Here is a 14,880-nt window from a genome sequence, read left to right as displayed (position 1 = left end):
GCCGCGGGCTGCACGCGAGGCGCCATGTCCCGGCCTTCGGTCTCGACCTGCCAGGCCTGATCGGCGTCGCGGGTGCGCGAGGTCAGGGTCAGGCGCGCCACGGAGCTGATCGATGCCAGGGCCTCACCGCGAAACCCCAGGCTCATGACCTGCTCGAGGTCTTCCAGGTTGCGGATTTTGCTGGTGGCGTGACGGGCCAGGGCCAGCGGCAGGTCATCGGCGGAAATGCCGCTGCCATCGTCGCGCACCCGCAGCAGCTTGACGCCGCCCTGCTCCACATCGACGTCGATGCGTTTAGCGCCGGAGTCGAGGCTGTTTTCCAGCAGTTCCTTGATCACCGAAGCCGGGCGTTCGACCACCTCACCCGCGGCAATCTGGTTCGCCAGTCGCGGGCTGAGCAGCTCGATGCGAGCGCTGTTGTTCACGACTTGATTCATTCTTTGGCCGCCAGTTCAGTGCCCGGAATAGTCAGGTGCTGACCGATCTTGAGCTCATCGCTCGACAGGTTGTTGGCGCTGCGCAGGGTGGCGGGCGACACTTGATAGCGCACGGCGATCATCGCCAGGGTCTCGCCCGGGTTGACGCGGTGGTCACGTGGACCTTGCACAATCTTGCCGGAGTCGCGCAGCCAGGCAATGTAAGTGCCCGGCGGCGGGTTCTGCTGGAAGAACTGGCGCACGCCGCTGCTGATCGAACGCGCCAGCGCCTGCTGGTGGCTGGACGCAGCAAGCTTCGAGGCTTCGTCAGCGTTGGAGATAAACCCGGTTTCCACCAGGATCGACGGAATATCCGGCGACTTCAGCACCATGAACCCGGCCTGCTCGACCCGCTGCTTGTGCAGGGGCGTAACCCGGCCAATGTTGCTCAACACCTTCTGGCCAACGTTCAGGCTGGACGTCAGGGATGCGGTCATCGACAGGTCGAGCAGCACGCCAGCGAGCATGCGGTCCTTGTCATCGAGGCTGACGTTGCCGGCACCACCGATCAGGTCGGAACGGTTTTCGCTGTCGGCCAGCCAACGGGCCGTCTCCGAAGTCGCGCCGCGATCAGACAGGGCAAATACCGAAGCACCGAAAGCGGCGGCAGAAGGCGCGGCATCGGCATGAATCGAGACGAACAGGTCGGCGCCTTTCTTGCGGGCAATTTCGGTACGGCCGCGCAACGGAATGAAGTAGTCACCGGTACGGGTCAGTTCGGCGCGGAAGCCTTTCATGCCGTTGACCTGCCGTTGCAATTCACGGGCGATGGCCAGTACTACGTCTTTTTCACGCTGACCGCGAGAACCCGAAGCCCCCGGGTCTTCGCCACCGTGACCGGCGTCGATCACCACAATGATATCGCGCTTGCCGGCCGGGGCCGGTGGCAACTTGATCGCCGGTTCCGCAGGTGTGACCGGCACGGCGGGCACCGTGGCGACCGACGGTGTTGGCGCTGGAGGAGGAGCGGCATCCGCGGCGTTATCGAACAGATCGACCACCAACCGGTTGCCGTACTGGGCGTTCGGCGCCAGGGAGAAGCTCTTCGGCGTTACCGCCCTTTTCAGATCGATAACCACCCGTAGGTCGGTCGGCGTGCGTTGAGCCGAGCGCATGGCGGTAATCGGGGTGTTCGAGGTGTTGACGTTGAGCGGCGCACCGAGGGTCGCGCCATTGATGTCGATGACCAGGCGATCCGGAGCCGTCAGGGTAAAGACGCTGTGTTGCACCGGGCCGGTCAGGTCAAACACCAGTCGTGTGTTGTCCGGTGCCCGCCACAGACGAACACTGTTGACCTTCGAATCGGCCACAGCGTCGACGGTCACCGCCAAAAACAACACCCCTACGGCAGCCACCAACGCGCGAAAGCGCATACCTAACCCCATCATCTATTTGGATTCCAATGCCAAAGCGGCACACCAGGCCTCGCCACGCGAGCCCTGGGATAAAATTTTCAGCGAACGCCCGCTGTCTTGCGGGCTAATGGTAATGGTCAGGTCGGGCTTTGGCAAAAAGCCTGCACCTTTGTCGGGCCACTCGATCAGACACAGGGCATCGTCTTCGAAGTAGTCGCGGATACCGAGGAACTCCAGTTCCTCCGGATCGACCAGACGGTACAAATCGAAATGGAAGGCGCGAATGTCGCCGATCTCGTAGGGCTCAACCAGGGTGAAGGTCGGGCTTTTGACTGCCCCGACATGCCCCAGGCCGCGAATGATGCCTCGGGACAACGTGGTTTTGCCCATCCCCAGGTTGCCCTCGAGGAAGATCAGGCCATGGCCTTGGGTGATTCGGGCAATGCGTGCGCCAAAGTCGCTCATGGCCTGCTCATCAGCCAGGTACAGGGTTACTTCAGACACGGTGCTTGCTCCTCCAACAACTGACGAATGGCTGGAATCAGATCACTGGCCGCCAGCCCACGGCCCAATTTTCCTTGTTGCTCGCCGGCATTGGCATGCAGCCAGACCGCCAGGCAGGCTGCGTCAAATGGCTCCATGCCCTGGGCCAGCAATGCGCCGATCAACCCGGCCAACACATCGCCCAAACCGGCGGTGGCCATGGCCGGGTGCCCCTGATGACACAGCGCCAGACGCCCATCGGGATGGGCGATCAGGCTGCCGGCACCTTTTAAGACGACGACAGCTGTATATTTTTTGCTCAATGCATGGGCCGCTGCCGGTCGATCGGCTTGAACCTGTAGCGTACTCATTCCAAGCAAACGCGCCGCCTCGCCCGGATGCGGGGTGATCACGCAATCCTTGGGCAAACTCACACGCTCCTCGGCCAACAGGTTCAGCGCATCGGCGTCCCAGACTTGCGGCAGCGGTGCGTTGGCGGCGGCCGACAACAAGCTGCGCCCCCAACCCGCCTGCCCCAGCCCCGGACCGACAACCAACACGGAAACTTTTTGCAGCAAAACCATCAACTGATTGGCCGACGAAGTGCCCAGCACCATCGCCTCGGGGATCCGCGCCAGCGCGGCGGACACGTGTTCGCTGCGAGTCGCCACCGACACCATGCCCGCCCCGCTACGCAGCGCACTTTGCGCGCTCAGCAGGATCGCGCCACCCAACCCGCGATCACCACCGATCAGCAGCACATGGCCGAATCGGCCTTTATGGGAGGTCGGGGTCCGGGGCGCTGGACGCGGAAGGTTAGCGGCCGTCAGACGACGAGCGGTGAACGCCGCGCCACCAATCAACTGCGAATCGGCGTGCAAGTCATTGAACACCAGTTCGCCGACCACATCCGCCGCATCACCGGTGAACAACCCCACCTTCAAGCCAATGAACGTGACCGTCAGGTCGGCATGCACGGCATGACCAAGGATGCGGCCCGTATCAGTGCACAACCCTGACGGAATATCCACTGCCGCAACCGGCAGTCCGCTGGCATTGATCGCGGCGATGGCGCTGGCATACGGCTCACGCACATCGCCGCTCAGGCCGGTACCAAGCAAAGCATCCAGCACAATACCGCGCAATCCGGATTGTGCCGTCCAGGGCTCGATGAGCACGTTTTCAGACACCGCCTCGGCATGGGCCAACGCCGCATCACCCTGCAAGCGCTGCGGATCCCCCACCGCCAGCACCCGCACCGACCAACCGGCACGCTGGGCCAACACAGCCACCAGATACCCGTCCCCGGCATTGTTGCCATGACCGGCCAGCACGCTCAATTCGCTCGCTGTCGGCCATTGCCGCACCAGCGCCCGCCACGTCGCCCGCGCCGCGCGCTGCATCAATTCGAAGCCCGCTGCGCCGGCGGCGATCAGGCTCGCGTCGAGTGCTCGCACCTGGGCGGCGCTATACAGCGCGTCGGGTAATTCATCTTTAGTGTGCGGCATGCGTCTTCGGGCTCCGATGTCTGGCAGAATTATACGCACCTCAGCTCCGGTTTCTCTCGTCTCATGCCCGCTATTACCACAGACCTGCCCGCCCTCGCCCAATCCATCAAGGACTGGGGCCGCGAGCTGGGCTTCCAGCAAGTCGGCATCAGCGGCCTCGACCTGGCCGAGCATGAGCAGCACCTGGAACGCTGGCTCGAAGCCGGCTACCACGGCGAAATGGACTACATGGGCGCCCACGGCAGCAAACGCTCGCACCCCGAAGAGCTGGTGCCGGGCACTTTGCGCGTGGTTTCGCTGCGCATGGACTACCTGGCCGGCGACACCCAAATGGCGAAAGTGTTGGCCAAACCGGAAAAAGCCTACGTCTCCCGTTATGCCCTGGGTCGCGATTACCACAAGCTGATCCGCAAACGCGTGCAACAACTGGCGGAAAAAATTCAGGCCGAGATCGGCCCGTTTGGGTATCGCGCCTTCGTCGACAGCGCGCCGGTGCTGGAAAAAGCCATCGCCGAACAGGCGGGGCTTGGATGGATCGGCAAAAATACCCTGGTCTTGAATCGCAAGGCAGGCAGTTATTTCTTCCTCGCCGAACTGTTCGTCGACTTGCCGCTGCCGGTCGACCCGCCCCACGCCACCGAACACTGCGGGAGGTGCAGCGCCTGCCTCGACATTTGCCCGACCAACGCCTTCGTCGGCCCCTATGTGCTGGATGCCCGACGCTGCATTTCCTACCTGACCATCGAACTCAAAGGCGCCATCCCTGAAGACCTGCGGCCACTGATCGGCAATCGTGTGTTTGGTTGCGATGACTGCCAGATCGTCTGCCCATGGAACCGCTTCGCCCGCCCGTCCGGGGAAAGCGACTTCAAGCCGCGGCACAATCTGGACAATGCCGGGCTGGCGGAACTGTTCATGTGGGATGAAGACAAATTCCTGAGAAGCACCGAAGGCTCGCCGCTGCGCCGGACCGGTTACGAAAACTGGTTGCGCAACCTGGCGGTGGGGTTGGGCAATGCGCCTTCAACGATTCCGGTGCTGGAAGCGCTGAAGGCGCGACGGCAGCATCCTTCGGAACTGGTGCGTGAGCATGTCGAATGGGCGTTGCGGCAACACGCCGAACGTCAGGCTTCGTCGTTGTAGACGAACTTGGGCATTTCCCAATGAAAACGGATTGCCAGCAAGCGCAGCAGAAAACCGCCGAACAAGGTGATCAGAATCGATTGCTCATCGGGTAATTGCAGATAGATGCAGAGCATGTAGCACCACGCCGACGCAAACGAGACGCTGGCATAGAGCTCACGCCGGAAGATCAGCGGAATATCGTTGCAGAAAATGTCCCGCAGGATGCCACCGAAGACGCCGGTAATCACGCCGCTGACCGAGGCCACCAACATGCCGTGGCCCATTTCCAGGGCGGTGATGCAGCCGATCAGGGTGAACGCCACCAGCCCCATGGCATCGAGCACCAGAAACAGTGAACGCAGATGGCGCATCCAGCGCGCCGTGAACACTGTGATCATGGCGGCAGCCGTGGTCAGCACCAGGTATTCCGGGTGTTTGACCCACGTCAGCGGGTAATGCCCGAGCAGCACATCACGCACCGACCCGCCCCCCAGCGCCGTGACGCAAGCGATCAGCACCACACCGAACCAGTCCATGCCACGACGCCCTGCAGACAGGGCGCCGGTCATGGCTTCGGTGGTGATGGCGATCAGGTAGAGCATCAGCAGCATGGTGGCGATCCTTGCAAAAAGGCGCGCAGTCTACTCAGTTCACCAAAGCCTACAACCCCCTGTAGGAGCTGCCGCAGGCTGCGATCTTTTGACTTTGATTTTCAAGATAAAAAGATCGCAGCCTGCGGCAGCTCCTACACAAGGACCGTGGGCCGTATCAGAACTTGATGAAATGCTTGCGGTAGTGCTGCAACTCAGCGATGGATTCGCGGATGTCGTCCAGAGCCAGGTGGGTACTGCCCTTCTTGAAGCTGTCACGCACGTCCGGTGCCCAGCGCGCGGCCAGCTCTTTGAGCGTGGACACGTCGAGGTTGCGGTAGTGGAAATAGCTTTCCAAAGATTTCATGTGGGTATAAAGGAAGCGACGGTCCTGGCAGATGCTGTTGCCGCAGATCGGCGACTTGCCCTTCGGCACCCACTTTTCCAGGAAGGCGATGGTTTCGGCTTCGGCTTCGGCCATGCTGATGCGGCTGTCGCGAACCCGTTGGGTCAGCCCGGAACCGCCGTGCTGACGGGTGTTCCACTCATCCATGCCAGCGAGGATTTCGTCGCTGTGGTGAATGGCGATCACCGGACCTTCGGCCAGGGTGTTCAGGTCACTGTCGGTGACGATGGTGGCCATTTCGATGATGACGTCGGTGTCCGGGTTCAGACCGGTCATTTCCAGGTCGATCCAGATCAGGTTCTGTGGGTTTTGCATGTTTGGCTCCTAGGCAATGCTGCGCAGTTTAGCCTAGGCCGGTAGCCGGGCGTGCTAAACTCGCGGCCGTTTTACCTAATCGCTGCATTCTTTATACGGAACACCCATGGCCAAACGCCAACTCAATCGTCGTCAAAACTGGCGCATCGAAAAGATTCAGGGCGAACGCGCTGCCCGCGCCGCCAAACGCGAGTCCTCGGCTGTCGAGGCGCTTGAGGGCGGCGATCTGGGCCCGGAACAGCACGGTCTGGTGATCGCTCACTTCGGCGTGCAGGTCGAAGTCGAGGCCCGCGACGGCGAACTGGCCGGCCAGGTATTCCGTTGTCACCTGCGCGCCAACCTGCCGGCGCTGGTGACCGGCGATCAGGTGGTCTGGCGCGCCGGCAACCAGGGTATCGGCGTGATCGTGGCGCAACTGCCGCGCAACACCGAGCTGTGTCGCCCGGACAGCCGTGGTCAGCTCAAGCCGGTTGCGGCGAACGTCGACATGATCGTCATCGTGTTTGCACCGCTGCCCGAGCCCCACGCCAACCTGATCGACCGCTATCTGGTGGCGGCCGAGCATGCGGGCATCAAGCCTCTGTTGCTGCTGAACAAATTCGACCTGATCGACGACAACAACGCACCAGCGCTGAATGCCTTGCTCGCGGTTTACCGCACCCTCGGCTATCCGGTGCTGGAAGTGTCGGCGCACCACGGCAACGGCATGGAGCAGTTGCAGAAGCAACTCGACGGACGCATCAGCGTGTTCGTCGGCCAGTCTGGTGTCGGCAAATCGTCGCTGGTCAATAGCCTGCTGCCGGAAGTCGAAGCCCGTGTCGGCCCGTTGTCCGAACTGTCCGGCCAGGGCACCCACACCACCACTACCGCGCGGTTGTTCCACTTCCCCGGCGGCGGCGAGTTGATCGACTCCCCGGGCATCCGCGAGTTCGGCCTGGGCCATGTCAGCCGTGCCGATGTCGAAGCCGGCTTCATCGAGTTCAACGACCTGCTTGGCACCTGCCGCTTCCGTGACTGCAAGCATGATCGCGAACCCGGCTGCGCCCTGCTCAAGGCCCTTGAAGACGGCCGCGTGCAGCAGCAACGGATGAACAGCTACCGCTCGATCATCGCCAGCCTGCCGGAAAACGGCTACTAAACAGACATGCCGACCGCCCTGCCTTCAGCGGGGCGGCCGGCGGCTGGATCTTCCCCTGCTTAAATATCAGACCTTTCTGTAAGGCGCGCGCACGCTCGCTTGTAGGGCATTTCTCTTTCCGCGCCGACACCTTGTGGCCGCCCTGTATTCACCTAAGTTCAAACCCTCTTCGCACTCCTGCGACACCGAGGGACACCCATGCAAACCTACCATCTATTCATCAGCCACTCGTGGAACTACCCCGACGCCCACGACAATTTCGTGCGCCTGCTCAACGCCAAGCCCGGTTTCACCTACAAGAATTTTTCGGTGCCACCGGACAACCCGATTGTCGGCGCGAAAACCGACAAACAACTTGAGGAGGCCATCGAAAACAAGATTCGCCCGTGTTCGGCGGTATTGATCATGGCCGGGATGTACTCCACCTACAGCAAGTGGATCAATAAGGAAATCGAGATCGCCAAGCGCATGGGCAAGGTGATCATTGCTATCAAGCCGTTCGGTGCCGAGCGCATTTCCACGGTGGTACGTGACGCGGCACATGCCGAATGTGCGTGGAACACCAACAGCATCATCGATGCGATTCGCCAGCATACGGCGGTGTAACCATGCGCAAGGGACTGTTTATCGGCATCAACGACTACACCCATGTATCGCGCCTGAGCGGTTGCAGCAATGACGCCATGGCCATGGCGTCCGTTTTGAAGACCGATGCCAATGGCGATCCGAACTTCAAGAACATCGTACTGACCTCCGCCGAGGACTACCTGAGCCGGGAAAAACTCGAAGACCAGATCCGCGAGCTGTTTGCCGGGGACTGCAACGTCGCGCTGCTGTATTTCGCCGGCCACGGCAGCTTCGATACCGACACCGACGAAGGCATGTTGATCCCGCAGGACTACAAGAGCGCCAAGGACGGGATTCGCCTCAGCGACATCCTCAACTGGGCGAGCAAGGCCACGAAGATCAAGAACAAAGTGATCATTCTCGATTGTTGCCAGAGCGGCTCGGCCGGCGAACTGCGCGCCTTGCGCAGTGAAGGCAGCGTGGTCGGCGAAGGCATGACCATCCTGACCGCCTGCAAAAAGGAAGAGCCGGCGATGGAGGGCGTGCAGCACGGCGTGTTCACCGGATTGCTGCTCCAGGCCCTGCACGGTGGTGCAGCGAACATCCTGGGCAAGATCACTCCCGGCAGCCTTTATTCGTTTGTCGACAATGCCCTCGACGCCTGGGAACAGCGTCCGGTGTTCAAGACCAACGTCTCGCAGTTCATTTCCCTGCGCGAAGTGTCGCCGCTGATCCCCAAGGAAATCCTGCGCAAACTCCCCGAATGGTTTGCCGAAGCGGAGTCGGTGTACCCCCTCGCCTCCAGCTTTGAGCCCACCGAACCCGAGTTCAACCCGGAACACGGCGAAGTCTTCGCCCAACTGCAAAAGTGCAACCGCCACAGCCTGGTCGAACCGGTGGACGCCGAACACATGTACTACGCCGCCATCCACGCCACCGGCTGCCGCCTCACCGCCCTCGGCGCCTATTACCGCGAACTCGCGATCAAGGGACATTTCTGATGCCAGTGTTTATCAGCTACCGCCACATGGATCGTGCCCACGCGGTCAAAATCAACGGGCGCCTGATCCAGGCCAATATCAAGACCTACCTCGACGTACTGGATATCGAATCCCAGACCACCGATGACATCACCGGGGTGATCACCCGCAACATCAGCGAATGCACGCACCTGCTGGCGGTGGTGTCGGAGAAAACCGCGCTGTCCTGGTGGGTGCCGTTCGAAATCGGCGAGGCGACTATCACTAATCGGCGTATCTGCTCGTTCAAGACCGGCCCGACAGAGCTGCCGCTGTACCTCGATAAATGGCCGAAGCTGATCAGCGACCGGGACATCGAGTTCTTTATCGATGCCTATCGCAACGAAGCGACACTCAAGCGCTCGATGTCGCTGGAATCGGTGACAGGTAGCGAGTCGGTGCGCAGCGTCAACAAATCCAATGCGGATCGCTTTCACGCCGATCTCAAATCCCGAATCACCCGCGGTTTTTAACGTAGAAAACGCCGACAAAAAAGCCGACATCGCTGTCGGCTTTTTTGTCGGTCACTGCTTGGGCGGCTCACCCGGTTTCGGTGCCGGATCATCGAACAGGTTCAGACGCTCGCGCAGTTCGTGGGCCGGCAGCGGTTCCTTGTCCGCCGGCAACGCGTTCGGATCGACCGGTGCAGCCGGTGTGGCGCCTGGTGCAGCCGAACCTTGCGGAACATCAGGCGTAGGCTCCGCCCCTTGCGAACCTTCGATCGCACGCTGGGCTTTCTTCGTCAGCACCACGATGTCGATACGGCGGTTCACCGGATTGAACGGATGCTCGCGATCGAACAGGGCCGACGAGGCATAACCGACCACGCGCGCCACCTGCGCATCCGGATAGCTGCCCGCCACCAGCGCACGCCGAGCGGCGTTGGCACGGTTGGCCGAAAGCTCCCAGTTACCGAAGTCACCCGTGCCAGTGTACGGCTTGGCATCGGTGTGGCCGCTGATGCTGATCTTGTTCGGCACCGCTTTGATGGTGTCGGCCATGGCCAGCAGGATGTCTTCGAAATACGGTTTCAGACGGGCTGAACCCGAGTCGAACATCGGGCGGTTTTCCGCGTCCATGATCTGGATACGCAGGCCGTCCGGCGTGATTTCGAACAGGATCTGATCCTTGAACTTCTGCAGCTGCGGGTTTTCTTCGACCTTGTTCTGCAGCTCTTGCAGCAACAGCTCGAGGCGCTCCTTTTCGACCTGCTCGGCCATGCCTTCGACCTGGTCGGTATCGATGGTGACCTTGTCCGGCTGCGGCTGGGACTTCACTTCAGGGTTGAGGGTGTTTTCCGGCGCCAGGGTCGGCGTGCCGCCCAGATCGATGATGTACGGCGTACCGCTTTCGGAAAAGCCGATCGGGTCCTTGAAGTAACCGGCGATGGCAATCTTCTGTTCCGGCGTGGCGGTGGACAGCAGCCACAACACCAGAAAGAACGCCATCATCGCCGTGGCGAAGTCGGCGAAGGCGATTTTCCAGGCGCCCCCGTGGTGCCCGCCGGCGATGCGCTTGACGCGCTTGATGATTATCGGCTGATTGTTTTCCATAACTTAACGACCGCGAACCGCTTGTTCCAGCTCGGCGAAGCTTGGACGGTGCGCCGGGTACAGGACCTTGCGCCCGAACTCCACGGCCAGCGATGGCGGCATGCCGGAAGCCGAAGCCACCAACGAGGCCTTGATGGCTTCGTAGACGTTCAGTTCTTCCTTGGCATCGTGGGCCAGGGAATGGGCCAGAGGGCCGAAGAAGCCGTAGGCGGCGAGAATACCGAAGAAGGTACCCACCAGTGCCGCACCCACGTGCAGGCCAATGGACTTCTGATCGCCCTCACCCAGCGAAGCCATGGTCACCACGATCCCCAGTACCGCCGCGACGATACCGAAACCGGGCATGGCGTCAGCAATGCCGTTTACGGCGTGGGATGGGTGTTCCAGGTCTTCCTTGAGGCTGAACAGCTCCATGTCGAACAGGCCTTCCAGCTCGTGGGGAGCCATGTTGCCGGAGGACATGATGCGCAGGTAATCGCAGATGAACGCGGTCATGCGCTCGTCCTTGAGGACCGTCGGGTACTTGGCGAAGATCGGGCTCGCGGCGGCATCTTCGATGTCGCCTTCGATGGCCATCATGCCTTCGCGGCGGCTCTTGTTGAGGATCTCGTAGATCAGGCCCAGCACTTCAAGGTAGAAGCCGTGATTGAAACGCGAGCCGAACATGCTCAGGGACTTCTTGAGCACGTGCATCGTCATGTAGCCGGGGTTGGCCTGCAAGAATGCACCAAGGGCGGCGCCACCGATGATCATGACCTCGAAAGGCTGAATCAAGGCGGCAATCTTGCCGTGGGAAAGCACGTATCCGCCGAGCACGCTCGCGAATACGACGATGATGCCGATAATTTTAGCCATAGGTTAGGAGAGCACTTACTGAGTCGGGTTCAAGGTCATATTCGGAAGTTAAAAAATCTCTTCTTCTCCTTATCGGCAAAACTGCGCCAGACTATAGCCAGTTCAGGCGAAAAACTGATTTGACCCCATCCGGGCACAGGTAATGTTGACGATGATCGCCTCCCACCATGGTTAACGAAACGAACGTTCCAACCCCGAAACCGACCACTCTCGAAGGCTGGGTCAAGCTTCTCGATGGCGTACGCCTGCCGGTTCCGCAAGCCAGTCACGACCGGGTCTGCAAGGCCATCCGTGACAATCGCAGCTCGCTGCGCGACATCGCTGACTTGATGCAAGGCAGTCCGGCCCTGGCCTTGAGCGTGATTCGCGAAGCCAACCGGCATACCCATGGCAGCATGACCGAACCTGCGGAAAACCTTGAAATTGCAATCAACCGCCTCGGCTTGAAGCGCACGGAAGAACTGCTCGCGCGCCTGCCCGCCGAACCCCGGTCCGAGATCCCCAAAGCCTTGCGTCAGCTGCAGATGATCAGCCAGCACGCCACGCAACAGGCCAACGGTTTTTTCGCCAGCCGCCTGGCGCGGCTGTGGCAGGACATCCACTGGGGCAGCCTGCTGTTTCTTTCGCCCCTGTGGCCGTTGGCGCTGACCCATCCAAAACTGCTCGAAGAATGGGAGTTGCGGGTCATCCACAAAGGCGAGTCCGCATGCAAAGTCGAAAAGCAATTGCTTGGCGTACGCCTGCTGGAGATCGGCCAGGCGATGGTGGAGATCTGGCGCTTGCCGATCTGGGTGCAGCAGGGCTATCGACTGCTGCTCACTGAACAGCGGGAACTGGTGAAAGTCCTGCGCATCGCCCGTGACAGCGAGCATCCACTGCGCCAGCAGAACCGTCTCGATGACGACCCGACCCTGCGCCGCTGGCTCAATCAACCGGCCAATACGGTATTGCTGGCCAATGGGCTGGCACTGTCGGCGCAACACGCCTGGGACAGCCCGCACAGTGAGCGCTGGCAATTCCTGACCAGCCTTTACCTGCAAATGCCGATGGACGAGGTGCAACAGCAACTGCACCAGCAAGCTGCCAACAGCGCACGCCAACACGCCATGCCCGACCTCTGGCACCCCGCCGAATCACTGATCTGGCCGTGGGGCATGAATCGTATCCACGCCGGGCTGCTGCCGGCATCGGCACCCACCGCCGAAGACCTGGCGAAGTGGCGCAAGCAATGTGCCGAATTGCTGGCCGAGCCGAGTCGCTTCACCAACGCCATGCACCTGACCATCGCCGCCCGGGACGCCCTCGCAGCCTGCGGCATGCGTCGGGTGATGATCCTGATGGCCGACCGCACCCAAGCCAACCTGCGCGCGCACCAGACGGCCGGTCTGCCGAAGGAAGCGGCCGGGTTGAACTTCGTGGTCAGCCAGAGCAACGTGTTGCAACGCCTGCTCGCGCAACAGGCCCAGGTGCGCCTGACTCCAGCCAACAACGCGCAATTCTCGGCGCTGCTGCCCAACAGCCTGCGTTCGCAGTTCAGCGGCGAACACCTGCTGCTACGCTCGCTGGCCAATAATGGCCGGGTGATCATGATCGTCGTGGCGGACCAGGGCGGCGGACCGTTTTCGGAAATTTCCGTACAGGCCTTCGGCAAAACCGCGCAGTGCATCGAGAAAGCCCTGCACAGCTTTAGCCACCGTGGCCAATAAGCTGCGCTACAATCCCCCCTTTTGTGCTCTGGAGACCTCACATGTCTGACTTCTCTGGCTTGCCGCTGGTGATCGAGCCGAGCGACTTGCTCCCTCGCCTCGACGCTCGCGAATTGATTCTGGTGGACTTGACCAGTGCCGCCCGCTACGCCGAAGGGCACATTCCCGGCGCGCACTTTGTCGATCCGAAACGCACGCAGCTCGGCCAGGCCCCCGCCCCGGGACTGATGCCCCCGCAGGCCGCACTCGAAACCTTGTTTGGTGAGCTGGGACACAACCCCGATGCGATCTATGTGGTGTATGACGACGAAGGCGGTGGTTGGGCCGGGCGCTTCATCTGGCTGCTGGATGTCATCGGCCACAGCAAGTACCACTATGTCGACGGCGGCCTGCCGGCCTGGCTGGCAGAAGGTTTGCCCATGTCGATCCAGATCCCGCCACCCGTGGGTGGCCCGGTTTCACTGACCTTGCACGATGAACCCACCGCCACCCGCGAATACCTGCAAAGCCGACTCGGCGCCGCCGACCTGGCAATCTGGGATGCTCGCGGCCCGCTGGAGTACTCCGGCGAGAAAGTCCTGGCAGCCAAGGGTGGCCACATTCCCGGCGCGGTCAATTTCGAATGGACCGCCGGCATGGATAAGGCACGCCAGCTGCGCATCCGCACCGACATGCCGCAGATCCTCGAACAACTCGGGATCAGCAAAGACAAAGAAGTGATTACCCACTGCCAGACCCACCATCGTTCTGGCTTCACCTATCTGGTGGCCAAGGCTCTCGGTTATCCGCGGGTCAAAGGCTACGCCGGCTCCTGGGGCGAATGGGGCAACCATCCCGATACCCCGGTAGAAATTTGAGATTTTTAAGGACCGTTAATGAACAAGCGTCTGTTTCTCCTCGGCCAGTACCTGCTGCCCCACAACTTGCTCTCGCGACTGGCCGGCTGCATCGCCGAATGCCGCGTGCGCTGGTTCAAGAATGCGTTCACCGCCTGGTTCGCCAAGCGTTATCAGGTGGACATGTCCCAGGCCCTGGTCGAAGACCTGACCGCCTACGAGCACTTCAACGCGTTCTTCACCCGTGCACTGAAAGACGGTGCCCGTCCGCTGGACGAAACCCCGGACGCGATCCTCAGCCCGGCTGACGGCGCGATCAGCCAGCTCGGCCCGATCGAGCACGGTCGCGTGTTCCAGGCCAAGGGTCACAGTTTCAGCGTGCTGGAACTGTTGGGTGGCGATGCGGCAAATGCTGCGCCGTTCATGGGCGGTGACTTCGCGACCATCTACCTGTCGCCGAAGGACTATCACCGCGTGCACATGCCACTGGCCGGCACCCTGCGCGAGATGGTCTACATCCCGGGTCGTCTGTTCTCGGTCAACCAGACCACCGCTGAAAACGTTCCGGAATTGTTTGCCCGCAACGAACGCGTGGCGTGCATTTTCGACACCGAGCGCGGGCCGATGGCCGTGGTGCTGGTGGGCGCAATGATCGTTGCATCGATTGAAACCGTCTGGGCCGGTCTAGTCACGCCGCCGAAACGTGAGCTGAAAACCTTCCGCTACGACGAAGCCGCACGCGCGCCGATCCACCTGGAAAAAGGCGCAGAACTGGGTCGCTTCAAGCTGGGTTCGACCGCTGTCGTGCTGTTCGGGCCGGATCAAGTGAAGTGGGCTGAAGAAATGACCGCCGGTACAGCGGTGCAGATGGGTCAGGGCATGGGCTCACCAAAAGCCTGATCCTTACTCTGATCTAATGTGGGAGCGAGCTTGCTCGCGATTGCATAG

General features: G+C 61.3%; 16 protein-coding genes. 8 read left to right on the top strand and 8 right to left on the bottom strand.

Annotated features, from left to right (window positions below):
• The 4 genes from mutL to AC1DVH_RS18300 all read right to left on the bottom strand — a co-directional run.
• A partial coding sequence (gene mutL, locus AC1DVH_RS18315) for a DNA mismatch repair endonuclease MutL (protein WP_477754994.1) occupies positions 1 to 437 on the bottom strand: 437 nt, incomplete at its 3' end.
• Positions 434 to 1,864 carry an N-acetylmuramoyl-L-alanine amidase gene (locus tag AC1DVH_RS18310; RefSeq protein ID WP_477754993.1) on the bottom strand — a complete coding sequence of 477 codons (1,431 nt, stop codon included), beginning with the start codon at positions 1,862 to 1,864 and terminating at the stop codon, positions 434 to 436. The genes mutL and AC1DVH_RS18310, both read right to left, overlap by 4 nt.
• A complete protein-coding gene (tsaE, locus tag AC1DVH_RS18305) occupies positions 1,865 to 2,335 on the bottom strand; it encodes a tRNA (adenosine(37)-N6)-threonylcarbamoyltransferase complex ATPase subunit type 1 TsaE (protein WP_007973252.1) in 471 nt (156 codons plus the stop codon).
• A complete protein-coding gene (locus tag AC1DVH_RS18300; protein ID WP_477754992.1) occupies positions 2,323 to 3,822 on the bottom strand; it encodes an NAD(P)H-hydrate dehydratase in 1,500 nt (499 codons plus the stop codon). Before AC1DVH_RS18300 ends, tsaE begins: the two co-directional genes overlap by 13 nt.
• A 63-nt stretch (positions 3,823 to 3,885) precedes the next feature.
• Here AC1DVH_RS18300 and queG point away from each other — a divergent pair, with 63 nt between their 5' ends.
• On the top strand, positions 3,886 to 4,965 hold the full coding sequence (gene queG / locus AC1DVH_RS18295) for a tRNA epoxyqueuosine(34) reductase QueG (RefSeq protein WP_477754991.1): 1,080 nt from the start codon (positions 3,886 to 3,888) through the stop codon (positions 4,963 to 4,965).
• On the opposite strand, the gene AC1DVH_RS18290 is transcribed toward queG, so the two are convergent.
• Positions 4,947 to 5,558: a trimeric intracellular cation channel family protein gene (locus AC1DVH_RS18290; RefSeq protein WP_477754990.1), complete on the bottom strand. Its 612-nt coding sequence runs from the start codon at positions 5,556 to 5,558 to the stop codon at positions 4,947 to 4,949. The genes queG and AC1DVH_RS18290 overlap by 19 nt on opposite strands.
• A 157-nt stretch (positions 5,559 to 5,715) precedes the next feature.
• Complete coding sequence (gene orn / locus AC1DVH_RS18285; RefSeq protein WP_007995036.1) at positions 5,716 to 6,258, bottom strand: oligoribonuclease; 543 nt, start codon at positions 6,256 to 6,258, stop codon at positions 5,716 to 5,718.
• 106 nt (positions 6,259 to 6,364) lie between these two features.
• Here orn and rsgA point away from each other — a divergent pair, with 106 nt between their 5' ends.
• The 4 genes from rsgA to AC1DVH_RS18265 all read left to right on the top strand — a co-directional run bounded on the left by rsgA (position 6,365) and on the right by AC1DVH_RS18265 (position 9,455).
• Positions 6,365 to 7,396, top strand: a complete 1,032-nt coding sequence (gene rsgA / locus AC1DVH_RS18280) for a small ribosomal subunit biogenesis GTPase RsgA (protein ID WP_477754989.1) — start codon at positions 6,365 to 6,367, stop codon at positions 7,394 to 7,396.
• Between the two features lie 198 nt (positions 7,397 to 7,594).
• Entirely contained in the window at positions 7,595 to 8,002 is a 408-nt protein-coding gene (locus tag AC1DVH_RS18275) for a TIR domain-containing protein (protein ID WP_477754988.1), read from the top strand.
• 2 nt (positions 8,003 to 8,004) lie between these two features.
• On the top strand, positions 8,005 to 8,964 hold the full coding sequence (locus AC1DVH_RS18270; protein ID WP_477754987.1) for a caspase family protein: 960 nt from the start codon (positions 8,005 to 8,007) through the stop codon (positions 8,962 to 8,964).
• Positions 8,964 to 9,455 carry a toll/interleukin-1 receptor domain-containing protein gene (locus AC1DVH_RS18265; RefSeq protein WP_477754986.1) on the top strand — a complete coding sequence of 164 codons (492 nt, stop codon included), beginning with the start codon at positions 8,964 to 8,966 and terminating at the stop codon, positions 9,453 to 9,455. The genes AC1DVH_RS18270 and AC1DVH_RS18265 overlap by 1 nt, the downstream gene beginning before the upstream one ends.
• Positions 9,456 to 9,506: 51 nt before the next feature.
• Here the strand turns inward: AC1DVH_RS18265 and motB are convergent, their stop codons facing one another.
• A complete protein-coding gene (gene motB / locus AC1DVH_RS18260; protein ID WP_477754985.1) occupies positions 9,507 to 10,535 on the bottom strand; it encodes a flagellar motor protein MotB in 1,029 nt (342 codons plus the stop codon).
• A 3-nt stretch (positions 10,536 to 10,538) separates the two neighbouring features.
• Complete coding sequence (motA, locus tag AC1DVH_RS18255; RefSeq protein ID WP_150754807.1) at positions 10,539 to 11,390, bottom strand: flagellar motor stator protein MotA; 852 nt, start codon at positions 11,388 to 11,390, stop codon at positions 10,539 to 10,541.
• Positions 11,391 to 11,557: 167 nt separating this feature from the next.
• Between motA and AC1DVH_RS18250 the strand changes: the two genes are divergently transcribed.
• The 3 genes from AC1DVH_RS18250 to asd are packed head-to-tail and all read left to right on the top strand — an operon-like array spanning position 11,558 to position 14,832.
• On the top strand, positions 11,558 to 13,096 hold the full coding sequence (locus tag AC1DVH_RS18250) for an HDOD domain-containing protein (protein WP_477754984.1): 1,539 nt from the start codon (positions 11,558 to 11,560) through the stop codon (positions 13,094 to 13,096).
• 41 nt (positions 13,097 to 13,137) lie between these two features.
• Entirely contained in the window at positions 13,138 to 13,953 is an 816-nt protein-coding gene (rhdA, locus tag AC1DVH_RS18245) for a thiosulfate sulfurtransferase (RefSeq protein ID WP_477754983.1), read from the top strand.
• Positions 13,954 to 13,971: 18 nt separating this feature from the next.
• Positions 13,972 to 14,832 (top strand): archaetidylserine decarboxylase, encoded by an 861-nt coding sequence (asd, locus tag AC1DVH_RS18240; protein WP_477754982.1) that lies wholly within the window; start codon positions 13,972 to 13,974, stop codon positions 14,830 to 14,832.
• Positions 14,833 to 14,880 lie beyond the last annotated feature (48 nt).

This window comes from Pseudomonas sp. P4_C3, assembly GCF_056402075.1.
The sequence above is the reverse complement of the archived record's forward strand: the minus strand, read 5'-3'. Positions and strand labels throughout refer to the sequence as shown.